16 protein-coding genes and 8 tRNA genes are annotated in these 19,647 nt (G+C 49.0%); 17 read left to right on the top strand and 7 right to left on the bottom strand.

Annotated elements, in window-relative coordinates; genetic code table 11:
- Window positions 1-45: 45 nt before the first annotated feature.
- The gene (locus NCTC9997_RS08415) at window positions 46-1,035 is read right to left on the bottom strand and encodes a VirK/YbjX family protein (RefSeq protein ID WP_082935524.1); all 990 of its coding nucleotides are present in this window, start codon (window positions 1,033-1,035) and stop codon (window positions 46-48) included.
- Window positions 1,036-1,403: 368 nt separating this feature from the next.
- Here NCTC9997_RS08415 and NCTC9997_RS08410 point away from each other — a divergent pair.
- From NCTC9997_RS08410 to NCTC9997_RS08375, 8 genes are all read left to right on the top strand, one after another.
- A tRNA-Gly gene (locus tag NCTC9997_RS08410) sits at window positions 1,404-1,479 on the top strand.
- A gap of 4 nt (window positions 1,480-1,483) precedes the next feature.
- Window positions 1,484-1,557: transfer RNA gene (locus NCTC9997_RS08405), tRNA-Cys, on the top strand.
- Window positions 1,558-1,585: 28 nt separating this feature from the next.
- Window positions 1,586-1,662, top strand: a tRNA-Met gene (locus NCTC9997_RS08400).
- A gap of 47 nt (window positions 1,663-1,709) precedes the next feature.
- Window positions 1,710-1,786 (top strand) — tRNA-Met (locus NCTC9997_RS08395).
- A gap of 49 nt (window positions 1,787-1,835) precedes the next feature.
- A tRNA-Met gene (locus NCTC9997_RS08390) sits at window positions 1,836-1,912 on the top strand.
- Between the two features lie 44 nt (window positions 1,913-1,956).
- A tRNA-Met gene (locus NCTC9997_RS08385) sits at window positions 1,957-2,033 on the top strand.
- A 49-nt stretch (window positions 2,034-2,082) separates the two neighbouring features.
- A tRNA-Met gene (locus tag NCTC9997_RS08380) sits at window positions 2,083-2,159 on the top strand.
- 49 nt (window positions 2,160-2,208) lie between these two features.
- A tRNA-Met gene (locus tag NCTC9997_RS08375) sits at window positions 2,209-2,285 on the top strand.
- Between the two features lie 409 nt (window positions 2,286-2,694).
- Here the strand turns inward: NCTC9997_RS08375 and NCTC9997_RS08370 are convergent.
- Together NCTC9997_RS08370 and ribA are read right to left on the bottom strand one after the other, a co-directional pair.
- Window positions 2,695-2,883 carry a hypothetical protein gene (locus NCTC9997_RS08370; protein WP_010863812.1) on the bottom strand — a complete coding sequence of 63 codons (189 nt, stop codon included), beginning with the start codon at window positions 2,881-2,883 and terminating at the stop codon, window positions 2,695-2,697.
- 332 nt (window positions 2,884-3,215) lie between these two features.
- Complete coding sequence (ribA, locus tag NCTC9997_RS08365; RefSeq protein WP_010863811.1) at window positions 3,216-3,806, bottom strand: GTP cyclohydrolase II; 591 nt, start codon at window positions 3,804-3,806, stop codon at window positions 3,216-3,218.
- A 338-nt stretch (window positions 3,807-4,144) separates the two neighbouring features.
- On the opposite strand from ribA, the gene nagK reads away from it, so the two are divergent.
- Window positions 4,145-5,056 (top strand): N-acetylglucosamine kinase, encoded by a 912-nt coding sequence (gene nagK / locus NCTC9997_RS08360; protein WP_064977829.1) that lies wholly within the window; start codon window positions 4,145-4,147, stop codon window positions 5,054-5,056.
- A gap of 458 nt (window positions 5,057-5,514) precedes the next feature.
- Window positions 5,515-6,240 (top strand): Sir2 family NAD+-dependent deacetylase, encoded by a 726-nt coding sequence (cobB, locus tag NCTC9997_RS08355; protein ID WP_010863809.1) that lies wholly within the window; start codon window positions 5,515-5,517, stop codon window positions 6,238-6,240.
- 199 nt (window positions 6,241-6,439) lie between these two features.
- On the opposite strand, the gene potD is transcribed toward cobB, so the two are convergent.
- The 4 genes from potD to potA form a co-directional block, all read right to left on the bottom strand.
- On the bottom strand, window positions 6,440-7,492 hold the full coding sequence (gene potD, locus NCTC9997_RS08350; RefSeq protein WP_010863808.1) for a spermidine/putrescine ABC transporter substrate-binding protein PotD: 1,053 nt from the start codon (window positions 7,490-7,492) through the stop codon (window positions 6,440-6,442).
- A gap of 114 nt (window positions 7,493-7,606) precedes the next feature.
- Complete coding sequence (gene potC / locus NCTC9997_RS08345; RefSeq protein ID WP_010863807.1) at window positions 7,607-8,380, bottom strand: spermidine/putrescine ABC transporter permease PotC; 774 nt, start codon at window positions 8,378-8,380, stop codon at window positions 7,607-7,609.
- Complete coding sequence (potB, locus tag NCTC9997_RS08340) at window positions 8,377-9,234, bottom strand: spermidine/putrescine ABC transporter permease PotB (RefSeq protein WP_010863806.1); 858 nt, start codon at window positions 9,232-9,234, stop codon at window positions 8,377-8,379. The genes potC and potB overlap by 4 nt, the downstream gene beginning before the upstream one ends.
- Entirely contained in the window at window positions 9,218-10,336 is a 1,119-nt protein-coding gene (potA, locus tag NCTC9997_RS08335) for a spermidine/putrescine ABC transporter ATP-binding protein PotA (RefSeq protein ID WP_010863805.1), read from the bottom strand. Before potA ends, potB begins: the two co-directional genes overlap by 17 nt.
- 452 nt (window positions 10,337-10,788) lie before the next feature.
- Here potA and NCTC9997_RS08330 point away from each other — a divergent pair, with 452 nt between their 5' ends.
- The 7 genes from NCTC9997_RS08330 (at window position 10,789) to NCTC9997_RS08300 (ending at window position 19,623) form a co-directional block, all read left to right on the top strand.
- The gene (locus NCTC9997_RS08330) at window positions 10,789-11,481 is read left to right on the top strand and encodes a DUF2987 domain-containing protein (RefSeq protein WP_064977828.1); all 693 of its coding nucleotides are present in this window, start codon (window positions 10,789-10,791) and stop codon (window positions 11,479-11,481) included.
- 67 nt (window positions 11,482-11,548) lie between these two features.
- Entirely contained in the window at window positions 11,549-12,784 is a 1,236-nt protein-coding gene (gene pepT / locus NCTC9997_RS08325) for a peptidase T (RefSeq protein ID WP_064977827.1), read from the top strand.
- 375 nt (window positions 12,785-13,159) lie between these two features.
- Window positions 13,160-13,534 (top strand): Hpt domain-containing protein, encoded by a 375-nt coding sequence (locus tag NCTC9997_RS08320; protein WP_010863802.1) that lies wholly within the window; start codon window positions 13,160-13,162, stop codon window positions 13,532-13,534.
- A 26-nt stretch (window positions 13,535-13,560) separates the two neighbouring features.
- Window positions 13,561-14,088 carry a putative pterin-binding protein gene (locus NCTC9997_RS08315; RefSeq protein WP_225624416.1) on the top strand — a complete coding sequence of 176 codons (528 nt, stop codon included), beginning with the start codon at window positions 13,561-13,563 and terminating at the stop codon, window positions 14,086-14,088.
- Between the two features lie 16 nt (window positions 14,089-14,104).
- On the top strand, window positions 14,105-16,366 hold the full coding sequence (locus NCTC9997_RS08310) for a response regulator (RefSeq protein ID WP_064977826.1): 2,262 nt from the start codon (window positions 14,105-14,107) through the stop codon (window positions 16,364-16,366).
- 353 nt (window positions 16,367-16,719) lie between these two features.
- Window positions 16,720-17,685, top strand: a complete 966-nt coding sequence (locus tag NCTC9997_RS08305; protein ID WP_064978482.1) for a DUF808 domain-containing protein — start codon at window positions 16,720-16,722, stop codon at window positions 17,683-17,685.
- A gap of 357 nt (window positions 17,686-18,042) precedes the next feature.
- On the top strand, window positions 18,043-19,623 hold the full coding sequence (locus NCTC9997_RS08300; protein ID WP_064977825.1) for a multicopper oxidase family protein: 1,581 nt from the start codon (window positions 18,043-18,045) through the stop codon (window positions 19,621-19,623).
- Window positions 19,624-19,647: the final 24 nt, after the last annotated feature.

The raw sequence follows: 19,647 nt of genomic DNA, 5'->3' as shown, positions 1-19,647 counted from the left end.
CACTAGCTGATTATAATGCGCGCAATCGCTTTTTTAGCCTTGCGCTCAGGGCGTGCGGATAATAGCAGATTTATTATGCATTTTTAGAGTAATTTCGTTACTCATGTGATCTATTAGTGCATAACGGCGCTGATATTCGCCGCGTTTTTTACTCACCACATCTTGCAGTGCTTTGCGCGGCAGAGGCAGTGCCAATCGGTAATGGCCGGAGTTGAGTGCTTCGCCGGCAAACGTTTCCCAGAAACTGTCGTAATCCGCTTGAATGGTCTTGCGATAGCGCAGTGAACGGTAGATATGCGTCTGGTTGCTGGTGGCGATAATTTGCTGACCATCCAGAGCCATGACAAAGGCTGCGAGGGCATCAATCGCCAATTTTTTCGGGAACAAACCGTGTAAATCTTTGGTTGCGACTTTGATCACTTCATGAGGCGTACTTTGGCGCGGTCCCTGTAAGCCACCAATATAGATAGCCGGGCGACCTTCCAGCTCAATCAAATTGAAGGTGACGGTGACTAGTACTTGTCCCTGCGGGTTGTATAAGCGTAAAGATAGCTCGCCTTCTTTATCAAATGAGTGCAGCGCGGAGATCTGTACCGGATAAAACTCCCCTGATTTGCCTTCCAGCTCTGCCAGCGTAAAACCCTCATTGGACAAGCACGCTTGTACCACATCACTTGGCAGATGATTTAGCAGCAGTTGATAGTGCTGGCTGAGTAAATTTAGGCGCTGGCTCAGATTCAAGCCTCGGCTTAAGTAAGGGCGATGCAAACGTAAGGCAACCGACGGCTCTTTTTGCGCCAACGAGCACAGCGCATCGGTTTGGCCAATCGTACTCAGCCAGCGTAGCGTCCACGGAAAGGTGAGCAATGAGCGCAGGAAAAACTTGATCCGATTTTTAGGATGATGCAAACAACCTTGCTGAGTCAGGCGACCACTACTGAGGTTAAACAGCATCCGCACACCGGCAGACGTTATTGGGGTATCAGTATTACGTAGGGAAGGGCAAAGTTCAGGTGAAAAAAGCAGGTGGTTCATAACGTCTCTGTCGTATAGCCGTGGAACAATGGCGCCATATATACGCGCTGTCACCTAAACGGTAGGACAACTGAACTGAGGTTTGTTGCATATCTGAACAATCAGATAGACACCGCATGCGATAGCGGTATAGAAAGAGATAAAAGTCGTCACAAAACACGATTAATGTGATTTTTACCGCTCTTCTAGACTTTTTTGCTTGAAAACTGCACATTGTGCATGAATGTCAGCCAGATGGCCGTTAATTCTGGTTTCGGGTGTTGACATAACGCAGGAATCAGGTAGTATCTGCATCCGTTCCCGGGGACATGAAAACATAACGTTTTGATGTTAAAGGGAAAATAAAAAGTGGTAATTGAAAGTGATATGCGGGAATAGCTCAGTTGGTAGAGCACGACCTTGCCAAGGTCGGGGTCGCGAGTTCGAGTCTCGTTTCCCGCTCCAAAAAGGCGCGTTAACAAAGCGGTTATGTAGCGGATTGCAAATCCGCCTAGTCCGGTTCGACTCCGGAACGCGCCTCCAATTTCTCTCATCATAGTTTTACATCAGTCGCGGGATGGAGCAGCTTGGTAGCTCGTCGGGCTCATAACCCGAAGGTCGTTGGTTCAAATCCAGCTCCCGCAACCAGTTTTAAACAAAACGCACTAGCGGTTTGTCGCGAAGAAAGAATCTGTCGCGGGGTGGAGCAGTTTGGTAGCTCGTCGGGCTCATAACCCGAAGGTCGTTGGTTCAAATCCAGCCCCCGCAACCAGTTTTATGTGTCACTGATGGGTGACAGACAAGAAAAAGAAAGAATTTGGCGCGGGATGGAGCAGTTTGGTAGCTCGTCGGGCTCATAACCCGAAGGTCGTTGGTTCAAATCCAGCTCCCGCAACCAATTTTATCAGTCACCGATGGGTGACACGCGAAGAAAGAATCTGTCGCGGGGTGGAGCAGTTTGGTAGCTCGTCGGGCTCATAACCCGAAGGTCGTTGGTTCAAATCCAGCCCCCGCAACCAGTTTTATGTGCCACCGATGGGTGGCAGACAAGAAAAAGAAAGAATTTGGCGCGGGATGGAGCAGCTTGGTAGCTCGTCGGGCTCATAACCCGAAGGTCGTTGGTTCAAATCCAGCTCCCGCAACCAGTTTTATGCGTCACCGATGGGTGATAGACAAGAAAAAGAAAGAATTTGGCGCGGGATGGAGCAGTTTGGTAGCTCGTCGGGCTCATAACCCGAAGGTCGTTGGTTCAAATCCAGCTCCCGCAACCACATTTAAAGCCCACTGAAAACTCAGTGGGCTTTTTTGTATTTGTTTTTCGTATATCCTGCGAGGCTAATAAGGTGTCTTTCGTGTAAAGATGCGAAATTTTCGTTTATCGCCAAGATCGCTAAGCCTGTGGATAGAGAACAAATGGAGAAGAGAAAAGTAAGAGAGCTGCAAGGAGGTTGCTTGTCTGCGAGACTTCCCTTCGAGATAAGTTATTGTGATTTCTTAATGCATGGATATTGCTGTATAACAAACAACAATCAGCTATCATTTGTGCTTTGGTTTAAATCGAACTGTCTGTCACTTTAGCATTTGTTTGAGAATAGTCGAGTGGATCATCCGTCACTGCGAGATTACTTTTCGCTTATGACGAAAGTGACGGAAGGCAATGCACGAATGATCCTACCGTGATCAGCGCTTTTCACGCCCCATCATCCGATCCCATTTTCGCTTTTGCTCATTGAGTTGATCTTGGCGCATTTGCTGTTTCATACGCATTTTCCGGATCAAGTCTTGTTTCTTTTTTTTGCGTTGCACTATATTGGCTATCAGCAGAAAACAGAAAAAAATAAATAACAGTATCAAAAACTTAGCTGTCATAAATTAGTCTCACACCCGCATGATGGTGTCTGAAAGTCGAAAAGAAAAGGGCAAAATGCAGCTATAACAATCGATATCTCGTGATGCCTAGCAATGCATGTGTATAGCGTTAAGCGGTGCAGCACGACGACATTTCGTAAGGGGTTTACGTATTCAAATAGTGCCAATGCTACTCATCTCAGGTTCACGGTTGAGAACGCGATGATACGCTGAGGTGATTTTGACAAAACGTGCTGCTGCCGATGCAGGATAACCGCTATGTTCGCTGAGAGCCAGTGTAAATAACATAGCGTATAGTAATAAAACATTATCCTGCAGCAGGATAGGCGGTATTAGCGATCGAGCATATGACCCATTTTCAGGGCTTTGGTCGCCAGATAGTGTTCGTTTTTCGGGTTTTTCCCCACCAGCAGCGGAACTCGCTCAACAATATCAATACCGGTTTCAGTGAGGATATTCACTTTCTTCGGATTATTGGTCAGCAAACGCACATGCTGTACACCCAACAGGGTAAACATATCGGCGCATAACGTGAAGTCACGCTCATCAGCAGCGAAGCCGAGTTGATGGTTGGCTTCTACCGTGTCGGCTCCTTGATCTTGCAGTGCATACGCGCGCACTTTATTCAGCAGACCAATGCCACGGCCTTCCTGACGGTGATAAATCAGAACGCCACGTCCGGCTTCGGCAATTTGTGTTAGAGCGGCGTGCAGCTGAAAACCACAATCGCAACGCAAACTGAACAGCGCATCGCCCGTCAGACATTCGGAGTGCACACGGGCCAGAACTGGCTCATCACCCGAAATGTCACCGAAAACCAGTGCCAGATGATCTTTGCCGGTTGCCAGCTCTTCAAAGCCAATCATCTGAAAATCGCCCCAAGGCGTCGGTAATACGGCTTCCGCCACCCGTTTTAACTTCATGTTGGACTCCTGCAATATTATCTTTTAGATCCTACTGTCAGTTGCGGTGCTTGACCAGCATTTAATGTAACGTCCTGAAGATTCTCAAAGATCCTGTGCGGCATGCCATACCCTGACTTTCTCTTCTACGCAGGGCATGGAATAAATTGCGAAACAGAGCATGATATTGGATGTTGCAGTGAGTTTCTTACGTAAGATAATCAGATTTTATGCAATAATTAACCTATTGATTATTAATGGATCATGCGTTGCATTTTTTCAGGGGATATGCCGTAAACCGCTAACAAACACGGACGGCAGCAGCGCATACAATGCTGTGTAAAAAAGGGAGTGGAGCAATGTATTACGGCTTTGATATCGGCGGCACCAAAATTGAGTTTGGCGCTTTTGATGCAGATTTGGTACGGGCTGCGCGTGAGCGCGTGGCAACGCCAACCGAAAGCTATGCCGCTTTTCTGGACGCTATTGTGACGCTGGTGAACAATGCTGATGCCGAGTTTGGCGTCAAAGGTACGGTTGGAATTGGGATCCCAGGGATTGCGGATGTCGAAACCGGTAAGCTTCTTACCTCCAATATTCCGGCGGCGATGGGGCACACTCTGCAACGCGATCTGGAAGAGCGCTTGCAGCGTCCGGTAAAAATTGAAAATGATGCCAACTGCTTCGCATTATCCGAAGCGTGGGATGAAGATCTGCGCGGTGAGCCGTCCGTATTGGGACTGATTTTGGGTACCGGAGTTGGGGGCGGGTTGATTTTCAATGGCAAGGTGCACTCTGGTCGCGCCAATATTGCGGGTGAAATTGGGCATACCCGTTTGCCATACGATGCATTGAAATTGCTCGGTATGGAAAATGCGCCGATTTTCCCGTGCGGCTGTAAAAACAGCGGTTGTATTGACAACTACCTGTCTGGGCGCGGTTTTGAGCAGCTGTATGACCACTATTTCTCAGAAAAACTGTCGGCCCCTGAAATCATAGCTCACTATGAACAAGGTGAGCGCCGCGCCGTGCAGCACGTTGAGCGGTTCATGGAGCTGTTGGCGATTTGCTTGGCGAACATCTTTACCTGCCTTGACCCACATGTGGTGGTGCTAGGCGGCGGTTTGTCTAATTTTGAGCTAATTTACCAAGAGTTGCCAAAGCGTTTACCAGCGCACCTGTTGCATGTGGCTAAGTTGCCAAAAATCATTAAAGCACGTCACGGTGACGCGGGGGGCGTGCGCGGGGCCGCTTTCTTAAATTTGGCCTAATAGCGTAGTCACGGTAAGCGACGAGCTTGGCATTACATCGGTAACGTCAGCAGAACTACACGTTCTGTGTAAATATCGTTGCGGCTTGGCCGTTTTTCGCACGACTCAAACCCGAATACTGACCTTGGTGTGTGTTCGGGTTTTTCTTTGTCTGCGGATGGGTTACCGAGTGTGTGCAGATTTATTATGGACTAAAGGCGAACTTTATTTTTATCCCTAACAGTGACATGGTAATAGCTCTACTTATTGCGGCCGTGGTTTGCGCATCTTGATGGTAGAACAACAAACGGCACGCAAGATACTCGTGGTACTGAATGTAAATGACACACCTGATGACAACACGCGTCCGTCGGCGGCGGCATCTCTGGCAGTTTCAATGTCAGCGTCGTTCGTCTTGTAATCTTGGCCGCGGGGAATGCGGTGACACGCACGGTGAAATGAATCTAGGGAGTAAAATTATGCAGCATCAGCATATCGGCAAGGTTGTCGTATTGACTGGCGCCGGGATTTCCGCCGAATCCGGGATCCGGACTTTTCGCGATCAAAATGGGTTGTGGGAAAACCATCGGATTGAAGATGTCGCCACTCCTGAAGGTTATTTGCGCGATCCAGAGCAGGTGCAGCATTTTTACAACCTACGTCGTCAAGAGCTGTTGTCGGAAGACTTAGAGCCAAATCCTGCGCACGTGGCGCTGGCGACTTTGGAAGCGGCGCTGGGGGATAACTTCCTGCTAGTGACGCAAAACATCGATAACTTGCACGAACGTGCTGGAAATCGCCGGATTATCCATATGCACGGTGAATTGCTCAAAGCGCGTTGTCCGGAGTCAGGGCAAACCATTGAGTGGCGCGGTGATTTACATACCGATGATCATTGTCACTGTTGCCAAATTCCTTCACCGCTACGTCCACACGTGGTGTGGTTTGGTGAGATGCCAATTGGGATGGATAAGATTTACACCGCGTTAGCGCAGGCTGACTTGTTTATTGCGATTGGCACGTCGGGCAATGTGTATCCGGCTGCGGGGTTTGTGCATGAGGCGCGCTTGGCGGGTGCGCACACCGTTGAGCTAAATTTAGAGCCGAGCCTTGTGGAAAATGAGTTTGCTGAGAAGCTGTATGGCAAAGCCAGTGACGTGGTGCCAGCTTTTGTGAATCAGCTATTGGCGGGCGAATATCGCTAATAGCAAGAGCGGGGTGAGTTGGGGCAATTTTTTGCACAACATCCGCTTTCGCCAAATGTCCGCTTTTGCCAAAAATCGGCGAAGCGTCCGTAAAACACGAATCACATTTTCGTGAAGGGATGCGAGTAGGGCAGATAAAAAAACCGAGCAGAGCTCGGTTTTTTAGTCATAGCTAAATCAGTGAACTGAAATCAGACGATTAACGACCAGCTTTCAGCTTCTGGAAATAGGTTTCGTACAGTTCGTTGGCTGAACCCACATCACTTTGCCACTCACCAGCCATGATGGTTTTTTCATCAGGGTAAATGGTTTTGTCTTCTACCATCTCTTTTGGCAGCAGAGGCTGGGCAGCTTTGACTGGTGTTGGATAACCAATTTCTTTCGCGACTTTTGCCGCTACATCAGGACGCATCAGGAAGTTGATCAGCTTCAGTGCTCCTTCTTTGTTACGGGCGTCAGCAGGGATAGCCAAGCTGTCCATCCAGAAGATAGCGCCTTCTTTTGGCCATACGATCTGTACTGGGGTGCCTTCTTGGCGCGCCATATAGGCAGAGCCGTTCCACAGCATACCCAGATTCACTTCACCGGCGATATAAGGATTCGCAGGGAAGTCAGAGTTGAAGGTCAGCACGTTTGGCATCAGCTTTTGCAGCTCATGGTAGGCTTCTTCAATCTGCTTTGGATCTGTGGTGTTAGCAGAGTAGCCCAGCTTGCGCAGTGCAACGTGGAAGAACTCACGCGCATCATCCATCATCAGCAGGCTACCGGCGTATTCCGGCTTCCACAGATCGGCCCAAGATGTCACGGTTTTCGGATCAATTGCATCCGTATTCACGCCGATACCGGTCGCACCCCAAATATAAGGAATGGAGTAATCGTTATTCGGGTCAAACGGCTTGTTCAGCAGAGCGGGATCCAAGTTCTTATAGTTTGGCAGCTGGCTCTTGTCGATCTTTTGCAGCATGCCTTCTTTGCGCATTTTATCGACATAATAGGTAGACGGCACGACCAAATCGTATGCGTTTTCTTTATTCAGCGTTTTCAGCTTGGCATACATGGTTTCGTTGGATTCATAGGTGGAATAGATCACCTTGATCCCCGTTTCCTGAGTGAACTCTTCCAACAGACCAGATGGGATATATTCCGACCAGTTGTAGAAGTACACTACGTTATTGTCGTTGTCTGCCGCATTCGCAACTTGAATGCCGAGCGCCATCATCCCCACAGCAAGAAGACGTGACCATCGTTTCATTCAAGACTCTCCTATAAGTTAAGGTTAAAAAAGCGGGGTAGAGCCATTTCTCCCCCCGCAGATATGGATAAGTAACAGGTATCGCCTGTTTACAGCTTAATCTGCATCCGCAGATCAGGCATGTTTTTTACGCAGTAACAGCTGGCTGGTGATAATCAAAATCAACGAGCCGCCCAGCATCAGTGTCGCCAACGCATTCACTTCCGGTGACACGCCTACCTTCACCATTGAGTAAATTTTCAATGGCAAGATTTCATAGGTTGGGCCGGTTACAAATGAAGAGACCACCACGTCATCTAACGATAGGGTAAAGCTCAGCAACCAACCGGCAGCTACCGCAGGCATTGCCAGTGGTAGCAAGATCTTACGTAAGATCACGGTTTCACTGGCGCCTAAGTCTTTGGCCGCTTCCAACATCCGCACATCAAAGCCTTTCAGACGCGAATACACGGTAACCACCACAAACGGCAAGCAGAATGTGATGTGGGCGAACAGCAGTGACCAAAAGCCCAGTGATACGCCAACTACCACAAACAGTGCTAACAGTGAAATGGCCATCACGATATCTGGCGACATCATCACCACAAACAGCATGCCGCTGACAAACGGCTTGCCGCGAAAACGATAGCGAAACAGCGCCACCGCAGTCATCGCGCCAATCAGGGTTGAGCAGGTTGCCGACAAAATAGAGATAGTCAGCGAGTGGCTCGCGGCCTGAATTAAGCTGTCATTGTTAAACAGGCGCTCATACCAGTTAAGGCTGAAACCTTCCCATTTAATGCCGTATTTCGAGCTGTTAAACGAGTTCGCGATCAGAATGCCAATCGGGATATACAGATAGGCATAGACCGTCACCATAAAGCTGCCACGCAGCAGTCGACCGATCATTCTAACTCACCTTTTCTGTTCAGCAGCTTACCAACGCGGTAATACACCAGCAGTAGCAAGCCCATCAATACCGTCAGCGTTACGCTGGTTGCTGCGCCAAACGGCCAGTCACGGATGTTGAGGAACTGGCTTTTGATCACGTTACCGATCAACAAGTTCTTGGCTCCGCCCAGCAGGTCAGAAACGTAGAACATGCCCATCGCAGGCAACAGTACCAATACGCAACCGGCAACAATGCCTGGCATGGTCAATGGCAAAATCACGCGGATAAAGGTCTGGAACTTGCTGGCACCCAGATCTTTGGCCGCTTCGATATAAGCATGATCCAGCTTTTCGATGCTGGAGTAGAGCGGCAGGATCATAAACGGCAACAGGATATACACCAGACCCATGATCACGGCCTGTTCGGTGTACATCAGCTTCAGCGGTTTATCAATCAAGCCAATGGAGAGCAAAATGGTGTTCAGCAGCCCTTTGGTGCCGATAAAAATTTTCAGCCCGTAGGTCCGGATCAGGGAGTTGGTCCAAAAAGGAACAATCACCAAAAACAGCATGATCGGACGCCACTTCGGCTTCATTTTGGCAATAATATACGCAAACGGGTAACCGATGATCAGACACAAGGCCGTGGCCAGCATCGCCATAGAAAGCGAGTGCCACATGACCTCCGCATACAGCGGATCGAACAAACGGGTATAGTTATCCAGCGTAAAGGTCAGCTGGATCAGGTTTGCGTCATCCCGCACCAGAAAACTGGTGGCGATGATCATCAGGTTGGGAATAAAGACAAAAATAGTCAGCCAGCCGACGATCGTCGCAATGACGAAATTCTGAAACTTACGCGTCGTCTTCATCGGCGAGTACCACCTCCCAGCTCTCTACCCAGGTCACGGCCACTTTCTGGTCAAGGGAGTGATCCACATCTGGATCGTCTTCGTTGAAGAACTCGCTGACCATCACTGACTTACCGCTTTCCAGCTCGACGGTTGAGTCCAGTGTCATGCCTTTATAGTTACGCTCGCGTACATAGCCTATGATGCCATCGATTTGTTCGCTGTCGTGGATCTCTTCGATACGCAAATCTTCTGGGCGCAGCAGCACGTGCACTTTGTCACCCGCCTGTACATCCATCATCACGTTATGAATATGACATTCACGGCCTTCAACGTTGGCCAGTACACGCTCGTCATCCACACGGCGGATAATCTGCGCGTCGAACACGTTGATTTCACCGATAAAGCGCGCCACAAACAGGTTGCGTGGCTCTTCGTAAATCTCACGTGGCGTACCGTCTTGTTCAATACGGCCATCACGCATCACGATGATACGATCTGACATGGTCAGGGCTTCTTCCTGATCATGGGTAACGAAAATGAAGGTGATCCCCAGCTTACGCTGCAGGGCTTTCAATTCGTTTTGCATCTGCTTACGCAGTTTGTAATCCAGTGCGGAAAGTGATTCATCCAGCAGCAGTACTTTTGGCTTGTTCACCACCGCGCGGGCAATTGCCACACGTTGCTGTTGACCACCAGAAAGCTGATGCGGACTACGATCGGCAAATTCATCCAGCTGAACCATGCGCAGGGCGTCCATCACCCGAGGCTCGATCTCCGCAGCAGGGACTTTTTGCATCCGCAGACCAAAAGCCACGTTCTCAAATACCGACATGTGCGGGAACAGGGCATAGCTTTGAAAAACCGTATTCACGTGACGGTGTTCCGCCGGAATGTCGGTGATGTCCTGGTTATCGAGAATAATGTGGCCGGAGTCGGCGTCTTCCAGACCCGCAATCAGGCGGAGTACGGTGGTTTTACCACAACCGGAAGGACCGAGAATGGTCAGAAATTCACCATGGTTGATGGTGAGATCGAGATTCGAGATGATGTCCCTGCCGTCGAATCCCTTACAAATTGCTCGGAGTTCTACTACCGGCGTACGAGAGCGTTGTTCAGTCATTTAGTTTCTTACTCTATCCTTAATGTGTACAGATAGAACCGTCTTTGGAAAAGACTGTTAACCAAAGACGCCACTGGATATAAAAAAGAGCGCGAATGATAATGGTAACTGCCCAGAAATAAAAGGCGTTTTCCCCTTATCGGCGCAATTTTCCTCTTTTCACTGCGAAAGCTCAAATGATAGTTTGCGCCCATAAATTTGCCATTGGACGTTTCGCGGTACAAACCGGCACCTTGCAGTGCCACGTGATGTCACCGCCATTTTCAACTTGACGTGTAACTCATTGATTACGTGTTACATGGGTTTTACCTATCACGATACAACCATCACTTACACAACTATGACTTATTCGGCTATCACTTAGAAAACGCAGGAAGAGCGGTGGAAAACCGTTCGCTCTGTTATTATGCCGTATACAAGGAAGTCATACTGACAAGGGAGTAAAGGGACTGATGGCATTCTTCTTTTCTGCGCGAATGACCGCATATGTGGCTGCTGCATTAACGTTGTTACCCTGTACTGCTGTGCAAGCTGTCACGCAGGTCTTTGAATATAAGAATTTTTATGACGACCCAATGCGTATAGCGGCGGCAGATAAGCCCGCGCTGCAAGCGCGTCTTGCGTATTTCCTGGTTAACCCGCAAAACGGCCAAACCTGCCAGATTCGCCAGATTGTGATGTCATCCGGTCGGCATCAGGAAGTGTTGCAGCCCGGTGCAGATCAGGAGATCAAAATCCCGCTGGATACCAATTTGCGCAGCCTTAACCCAAATTTGACGATGGATATCAACGCGGAGCAGCCGTGCAGTTTGTCTGTACAAGTGGTTAGCACGTTGCCGATGACGACGCAGATAGAAGGTAAGCAACTGGCCGCATTGGTAAAAGATATGAACGAGGTTTATCAACGCCTTGGCACTTTTGTCACCCGCCGTTATATGCCGCATGTCTCGGGGTTAGTGCTGCACTTTTCGGTGGCGGATGGCAAAGTTCTTGGAACTACATCAAAAAATCCGCTTTATATAAAAAATCATATTTTGACCCTGAATACGGAACAAATGGTAAATATAGAGACAGATTTACTTACATTTCCGGCCATTCCAGAAAAAATAACACCGTTTATTCAGCAGCATTCGACAAAAAACTGACTTGCCGCAATTCTTGCCTGTGCGCTCTTTGCATAATAGAGGGACTAAATACGAGGCACAGACAAAGATGGATAGACTGTTAGACAGATTTTTCTTTTACGTTTCTTTCGATACGCAATCTAAAGCCAGTAGCCGGCATGTTCCCAGCACCGAAGGGCAGATGAAATTGGCGCATGCGCTGCAGGACGAATTGCAGGAGATGAGGCTAACAGATATTCATTTGGATGAACACGGTTGCCTGATGGCTACGTTGCCGACCAATGTGGATTGGAAGGTGCCGACCATCGGCTTTATTGCGCATCTGGATACCTCGCCCGATTTTTCTGGCAAAAACGTTAACCCGCAAATCGTGGATAACTACCGTGGCGGCGACATTGCTCTGGGCATCGGTGACGAGATCCTCTCGCCGGTAATGTTCCCAGTATTGCACGAGCTGCATGGTAAAACGCTGATCACCACTGACGGTAAAACCTTGTTGGGTGCAGACGATAAAGCCGGTATTGCTGAAATCATGACGGCCATTATGCGTCTGAAAGAGAGCAATATTCCGCACGGCGATATTCGTGTGGGCTTCATCCCTGATGAAGAGATTGGCCGTGGCGCGCAGTATTTCGACGTTAAACGTTTTGCGGCTGATTGGGCTTATACCATTGATGGCGGTGCGGTTGGTGAGTTGGAGTATGAAAACTTCAATGCCGCAAGCGCAGTGATCCATATTCAAGGTAACAACGTCCACCCAGGCTCTGCCAAAGATGTGATGGTCAATGCACTAACATTAGCCGCTCAGTTTCATGCCAGCATGCCGGTAGAAGAAACGCCAGAGCATACCGAAGGCTATGAAGGCTTTTTCCATCTGAATCAATTTAAAGGCACCGTGGAAAAAGCGGAGCTGCATTACATCATTCGCGATTTTGATAGCGATAGTTTCGCGGCACGTAAGCGTCTGCTGCAAGACAAAGTTGACAGCTTAAATGCCAGTATGCGAAACGGCTGCCACGCCACTATCAGCTTTAGCGATGCCTACCGCAACATGCGTGACAAGGTGCTTAAACACCCGCACATCATCGACATTGCGCGTCAAGCGATGCAAGAGTGTGGCGTTACCGTATGCGAAAAACCTATCCGCGGTGGTACCGACGGTGCGCAGCTTTCGTATCGCGGGTTGCCATGCCCGAATATCTTCACCGGTGGCTATAATTTCCACAGCAAACATGAGTTTGTGACGGTTGAAGGCATGGAAAGCGCTGTTGACGTGATCGCCAAAATTGCGGCGTTGACTGCTGAGCGTGCGCGTAACGCATAAGTGAGCTACATATCCTTTTTCGTTTCTAAAGCCGCTGATTTCAGCGGCTTTTTCTTTGGTGCATCCAGCGCCCATCAAGCTCGTTTTCCCAATACTCTTTGGTATTTATTTAGCCGGCGTTACCGCGCATTTCTACATCGTGACAGTGTGAATATTTTGTTATCCAATGCTATCTTGTTAGTTAAAGCAGCAATACTTAATACAATCCTATTAAGGTGCTAAGCCTACGACTGAGTTGAGGTGTTAGGCGCATGGTATCAGTCGACAGGCAGGCGCAGAGAAGAGATATAGAGAATATATTTGCATCGGTTCACATGGCAGATACATCAATACAGACATGTGATGCGGGTGGCGTGACAGCAGGCGGGAGAGGATATGATGCAGCTGCAAAAATCAGAACGGGCAGACGCTGAATGGATAGATTTACAGGTGCTGGGTGAGCTGAAACACGAAATCGGTGCCGATGTGCTGAAAGAAGTGATTGAAGTTTATCTCACTGAGCTGGGTGAACATGTCGAGCAGATGCAGCAGGCTCGTCATCAAAACGATTGGGTAGCGTTGGGCAAGTTGGCGCATTGCATTAAAAGCAGCTCCGGTTCATTAGGCGCGCTGCGTTTGTATCAAGCCGCTTTAAGTGTTGAAACGCTGTGCCGCAAAGGTGCAGGGGAGCAGTGCGTGCCAGATTACGACAACTTTTTGGATTTTGCCGGACCAACGCGCGATGCGTTGCTGGCGTACCTAGAAAACTAGCCATTACTCCCAAGGGGGAAATCCTGATGAGTGTGATTATGTTGCGTTCATGGTTGTTGGCCGGGCTGATGGCCGTGACCGGCCTTGTCTCCAGCACCGTATCTACTTCGGCACAAGCGCTTGAGGCGGTGACGGGCGATCCAGTCCTGACGGTTTCCGGCTCTATTGCTAAAACCAATGTGGGTGATAGCGCCGTTTTTGATAATGCGTTGTTAGATGCCTTGCCGCAGTACACCATTACCACCACCACACCATGGTATGAAGGTGAGAAAACTTTCGAAGGGCCGCTAATTAAAGATGTGTTGGCTGCTGTGCAGGCATCAGGAAAAACGCTGACCTTTACCGCATTGAATGACTATGAGTCGACACTGCCAGTGTCGGATTTAGCCAAATACAATGTGATTTTAGCGCGCAAAATTGATGGGAAAATGCTCAGCGTGCGCGACAAAGGCCCGCTGTTTGTGATTTATCCGTTTGATGCCAATCCTGAGTTGAAAACCAAGTCTTATTACAGTCGCTGCGCGTGGCAAGTGACATCCATGAAGGTCGAGTAGTGTAGAGTATGCCTGCATGAGAACCAATTATCGGCTGCTGGTCGTGATTTGCTTGGTGCTGCTGGGGAGTTTCTTCAGCATCGCCTTTATCCAGTATCGGCAGTTTGATGATCTGAAACGGACTGCCAGTATCGGTGACGATAACCTGATGTGGACCTACTTTCAGTTGCAGAATGAGTTTTACCGTCTGCAGTACCAGTTACTGAAAGTACAAAATGAACAGGGCAGTCCGGATGCCATGCAGGCATTGCAGCTTCGTTATGACACCTTTGTTAGCCGCATCAATTTGGCGTTGCATGGCAGTGATAGCCGTGAAATTCTCAATGGCCAGCCGATTTATCAGCAAATCAAACACGAACTACCGAAATTTATTGCCTACGCCGACACTATTTTAGGGCCGGATGTTGACGTGCAATATGATCCGGTGCGCTTTAAACAGCTAGAGCTGGCATTGGCGCGGTTGCACCCACTGATTCAAAAAACCATCTTGCAAGTGAATGTCTCGTTTACGGATTTCGATGAAAGCCGTAATAAGACCGTCAGTAACCAGATTGTCACCACTACTGCGATTGCCTCCTTGCAGTTTGTGCTGATTATTGCGTTTGCCTTGCTGGCGTGGCGTCAATTGCAGCGCAGTAAAAAGCACAATCTGGAGTTGTTACGCCTAACCGAAAAACTGGAAGAATCCCGTTTCCAAGCAGAAGCCGGTAACCGGGCGAAGAGTGTATTTTTGGCTAATATGAGCCACGAGATCCGAACCCCAATGAATGGGGTGATTGGCATGATTTCTTTGCTGGAAGATAGCACTCTGAATTCTCAACAAGCCGATTATTTGGCAACAGCGCGCGACTCCGCCGAGCATTTGCTGGGATTACTGAACGATATTCTGGATGTGTCTAAGTTGGAAGCGGGGCATGTCCGGCTTGATGTTTCGGCCTGTTCGCTGTCGAGCTTACTGATTAATGCTCATCGCTTGGTATTCAATGCGGCAAGCCAGAAAGGGTTGGAGTTCACCTTAAATCTGCAACCGGATTTACCAACTTGGGTTGAGGTGGACCCGATCCGGATCCGACAAATTGTAATGAACTTGCTCAGTAATGCCGTCAAGTTTACCGAAAAAGGCTTTATCCGCATGGATGTGCGTAGTAAGGCTATCAGTGGTGGTAATTACCGCATTGATATTGCCGTAACGGACAGCGGTATCGGTATTGCCCCCGATGTGATCCCCAAACTCTTTCAGCGCTTTTCACAAGCGGAGCTGTCCACCAACCGTTTTTATGGCGGTTCGGGTTTAGGGCTTGAGATTTCCAAGAGTCTTGCCAAATTGATGAAAGGGAATATCACCCTCACCAGTGAGCTTGGCAAAGGGAGCTGTTTTACATTCTCGTTTATTACTAAAGATGCCCCGAAACAGGATATGCCGCCGCCTAACGAGAAGTGCAAAAACATGGCCTGTGAGCAGTGCATTCCGCAAATCCGGATCTTGCTGGTGGATGACAGTGCCGCTAACCGCAAATTTATCTCTACGCTGCTGATCAGTCATGGTCATAAGGTCCAAACTGCGGAGAATGGCTGCATTGCTATCGATAAAGTACGCGACGAAGTCTTTGATCTGATTTTGATGGATATCCAAATGCCACTGATGAGCGGCCTAGAGGCGGCTGCCGTGATCCGCAAAATGAAAAATGAGCGCGGCGAAAAAGTGGTGATCATCGCTCTGACCGCCGATGCGATGGAAGATTCACGTGAAATGTATTTGGCGGCCGGGATGGATGACTACCTGACTAAACCGCTGAAAGCACAAGGTTTACAAGCGGTTATCGCTAAACACTTTGATGCTCGTGAATATCATTGCGCTCCGCATGAAAGCGCGGAAATCGAGAAAATCTACAGTGCTAAGCAGCTGCTGGTGGTTGATGATAACAAAGTGAACCTGATGGTGGTGAAATCGATGCTCCGTAAAATGGGGCATGAGGTGGATACCGCCACTAGTGGCGAAGAAGCCTGTGAGAAGGTGCGACAAAAACACTACGATATTGTGTTTATGGATTTACACATGCCCGGCATGGGAGGTATTGAAACCACACAAATCATTATCCGCGAATTGGGTAGCGCCGCACCGCGCATCATTGCGCTGACGGCGGATGCCACGATTGGGGTGCGCAATGATTGCCTGAGCGCTGGGATGGTGGATTACTGCACCAAACCCCTGACGATGAGCCGTTTGAATGACACGATTAACCGGACTTTATTGAAAGACTCAGCGATTGCGTCTTAACAGCTTCGTTTGCGGCAAGCTCTTTATGCCAACAGTTTTCACGTCAACCTTAATATAGCGACACTCTGATTTTTATCATATGAATCAATGGTGGATTCCCGTTATACTTTCTGTGACCTTGGTCGTGCAGCCGACAAATAACCATCACCATAATTAATCTGTCGGCTGGCGTATTGTCCGCGGTGCTCAACAGCTCATTTTTCACATTATGTACATAGCAGCTCTGCCTATTTACATGAAAAACCTGATGAAAATGGAGCATATCAGTGAGTACGTAGCCACTATCGAGGGTGTTAGGTGATCTCGTGCGGGATCGCCTTTTATTATTTTTTGAGATGAAAGCGGGGTTTCCCTTGGCTGGAGCAAGTTTTTTCGCATTGCTGGATGATATTGCAGGTATTTTGGATGATGTCGCTGCCATGACTAAAGTGGCGGCGAAGAAAACCGCCGGTGTATTGGGTGACGACTTGGCGCTGAATGCGCAACAAGTTTCCGGGGTAAATGCTGATCGTGAACTACCGGTTGTGTGGGCGGTTGCAAAAGGTTCGTTTCGTAATAAGTTAATTTTGGTGCCGGCCGCATTATTGATCAGCGCCATTATCCCTTGGGCTATTACGCCGCTGCTGATGTTGGGCGGTATGTTTTTGTGTTTTGAAGGGTTTGAAAAAATCTGGCACTCACTGACTCATACCGCAGACGCGGACAATGCCGGGCATGCTGATGCAGACGATGAGAATGCGGCTTTATTACAAGCTGCGGCCAGTGATGAAGGGCTTCGACGTTTTGAACAGCAAAAAGTGAAAGGTGCGATTACTACCGATTTTATTTTATCGGCTGAGATCATCGCGATAGCTCTTGGTACGGTGGCTGCTTACTCTTTGACTGTGCAGTTCTCGGTATTGGCGGCGGTGGCGATTGTCATGACCGTTGGGGTGTATGGCATTGTGGCGGTGATTGTGAAGCTGGATGATGGTGGTTTGTATCTGGCGCGCATCCCCGGTAACAGTTTACCGGTACGGGTATTGCACAAAGTGGGTTATGGCATTTTGATGGCAGCACCGTATTTGATGCGTTCGCTGACGGTGATTGGTACCGTTGCCATGTTTATGGTCGGTGGCGGCATTGTGGCGCACGGCTTGCATTTTGTGTCGGTGGCTATGTTGGATTTGACTGCGTCACTGACATTGATGGGCTCTATGGGGAGCGTATTAACAGCCCTGATGCCAATGTTCCTGAATGCACTGTTTGGTGTATTGGTCGGCATGGCGGTTTTTGTGGTAGTGAGCGCGTTGGGGCAGATTAAAAAAAGCTTGTTCTAACGAAAACTCCCTGAATACAGGCCGGAGAGTGCGTGGTGCTCTTCGGCTTTTTTGTTTGTGTTGCGATACCCTTCCTTCCTGCGATTTTTACTTACACTCTCACCTAGTTCGTTGTAATTCCTTGATTACGGGCCTTGATATTGCGGGTTGTAGCGGATGAATACCGGATATTGCCAGTTGTAATTGCCAATACGGTTTGCGGTTTTTGCTTACATAGCCTGATAACCCGACAAATCCCGCAGCGTTATCCTACCAACAACGATGCTGTACGCCGCTCGTTCAGTGGCTATTGGGTTTATGCGCAGTTAGCTGTGTGGCGCAGCATGACAATATTGACTGTATTTTGTGGTTGTCCAGATGAATATCAAATCTATTTTCCATCGTACCAGTGCAACGGCTGCAACGCAGGAGTCAGGCACCTGCAATTTGACTCGTCGTAAGCTGTTAGGGGTGACAGGCGCAATGCTGGCGGCACAGCCGCTATTGGCTTTGTCGTCGAGTGTTAGAGCGGCATGCATGCCATCTTCAGCGCCTGCGGGTGAAGGCAAAGCGGCGATCCCGGCGCCGTTATCCGGCAATTTCCCATGGCAACAATTTAACTTGGATATCGCCTACGGACCAAAAATGCCGCAAGGCTGCCAGCTGATTCAGATTAATGATCAGCCATGTGGGCCGGAAATTCGGCTCAAAAAAGGGGATATCTTTTACACCACCGTGCGTAACCGGATGAAAGAGCCGACCACCGTGCATTGGCATGGGATTTTAGTGCCTAACTTGATGGATGGGGTGCCGAATGTTTCGCAAGTGCCGCTCCCGCAAGGTGTAGAGACCACCTACAGCTGGCCGGTAGTACAGGGGGGAACCTACTGGTACCACTCGCATTTTGGCCTGCAAGATCAGCAGGGCTTAGCGGGCCCGTTGATTTTGGAAGATCCTGATGAGCCGTTTGTTTACGACAAAGAAGCGGTGCTGTTTATGGAGGACCGCTTATCCGCTGATCCGTATCAAGTGTTGGATGCGTTACAGCATAAGCCAGCGCCAGAGGCGGCCATAGCACCAACATTACCGCCGAAAGAGGCTGTTTTCCCATATCCGGGCGGCAAAAAATTTGGTGTGGATGTGCAATATACCCGTTTCCCTCTTAATGGCTGCTTGCCAGAAAAGCCATTTATCGTGGAGGCGAAGCCCGGTGAGCGTATCCGGCTGCGTGTTATCAACGGCTCTTCATCTTCTTATTTTTGCTTGTCGGTGCAGGGGCATGAACTGCAGGTGATTGCTAAAGATGGCAACATTGTGCAGCCATTAGCGTCGGATGCCATCTTGATGGCGACGGCTGAACGCTATGATGCGCTGATTACCGCTGGTAAACCGGGGATTTATCGGATTGTGGGCGAGGCGGTCGGGCAGACAACCGGCGCATTGGCGATCTTACGGGTTGGTGATGTGGCGTTGCCAGCAGAGTTTGCAGCGCCAAAACCGGCAGATAGCATCGCAACACGCGCTCAATTACGGTTAGCTGATGCGTGGGTGATCCGTTCCATGTTACCGACAACTATGCCAGATGTACCGCAAGAGCGAATTGCTATGCGACTCAATGGTGATATGAAAACCTACCATTGGAGTATCAACGGAGAATTTTATCCTGATGCTGCGCCGGTTGATATTTCTCAGAAACGGCGTGTGGTCTTGGAAGTGATCAACGAAACCATGATGTATCACCCGATGCATTTGCATGGCCACTTTTTCCGCGTATTGGATCCACATATGCGGGATGCCAATCATTCGGCCTTGATGGACACCATCTCAGTACCGCCAATGGCCAAGGTAGCATTGGAGTTTTATTCGGATAATCCGGGGCGTTGGGTATTCCATTGCCATAATATGTACCACATGGTTTCAGGCATGTTGCGGGTGATCCAGTATCGCGCTACTGAGTAAAACCGCTGAAAGAATAATAGGTTG

Origin of the sequence: Plesiomonas shigelloides, assembly GCF_900087055.1 — a bacterium.
Taxonomy (GTDB): Bacteria; Pseudomonadota; Gammaproteobacteria; order Enterobacterales; family CAMTGL01; genus Plesiomonas; species Plesiomonas shigelloides.
The sequence above is the reverse complement of the archived record's forward strand: the minus strand, read 5'-3'. Positions and strand labels throughout refer to the sequence as shown.

Coding starts and splice junctions, on each gene's coding strand:
- NCTC9997_RS08315 (WP_225624416.1), top strand. CDS start 13,561: ATGAGTGTGATTATGTTGCGTTCATGGTTGTTGGCCGGGCTGATGGCC.
- potD (WP_010863808.1), bottom strand. CDS start 7,492: ATGAAACGATGGTCACGTCTTCTTGCTGTGGGGATGATGGCGCTCGGC.
- NCTC9997_RS08310 (WP_064977826.1), top strand. CDS start 14,105: ATGAGAACCAATTATCGGCTGCTGGTCGTGATTTGCTTGGTGCTGCTG.
- NCTC9997_RS08320 (WP_010863802.1), top strand. CDS start 13,160: ATGATGCAGCTGCAAAAATCAGAACGGGCAGACGCTGAATGGATAGAT.
- NCTC9997_RS08415 (WP_082935524.1), bottom strand. CDS start 1,035: ATGAACCACCTGCTTTTTTCACCTGAACTTTGCCCTTCCCTACGTAAT.
- pepT (WP_064977827.1), top strand. CDS start 11,549: ATGGATAGACTGTTAGACAGATTTTTCTTTTACGTTTCTTTCGATACG.
- potB (WP_010863806.1), bottom strand. CDS start 9,234: ATGAAGACGACGCGTAAGTTTCAGAATTTCGTCATTGCGACGATCGTC.
- cobB (WP_010863809.1), top strand. CDS start 5,515: ATGCAGCATCAGCATATCGGCAAGGTTGTCGTATTGACTGGCGCCGGG.
- NCTC9997_RS08300 (WP_064977825.1), top strand. CDS start 18,043: ATGAATATCAAATCTATTTTCCATCGTACCAGTGCAACGGCTGCAACG.
- nagK (WP_064977829.1), top strand. CDS start 4,145: ATGTATTACGGCTTTGATATCGGCGGCACCAAAATTGAGTTTGGCGCT.
- NCTC9997_RS08330 (WP_064977828.1), top strand. CDS start 10,789: ATGGCATTCTTCTTTTCTGCGCGAATGACCGCATATGTGGCTGCTGCA.
- NCTC9997_RS08370 (WP_010863812.1), bottom strand. CDS start 2,883: ATGACAGCTAAGTTTTTGATACTGTTATTTATTTTTTTCTGTTTTCTG.
- ribA (WP_010863811.1), bottom strand. CDS start 3,806: ATGAAGTTAAAACGGGTGGCGGAAGCCGTATTACCGACGCCTTGGGGC.
- potC (WP_010863807.1), bottom strand. CDS start 8,380: ATGATCGGTCGACTGCTGCGTGGCAGCTTTATGGTGACGGTCTATGCC.
- potA (WP_010863805.1), bottom strand. CDS start 10,336: ATGACTGAACAACGCTCTCGTACGCCGGTAGTAGAACTCCGAGCAATT.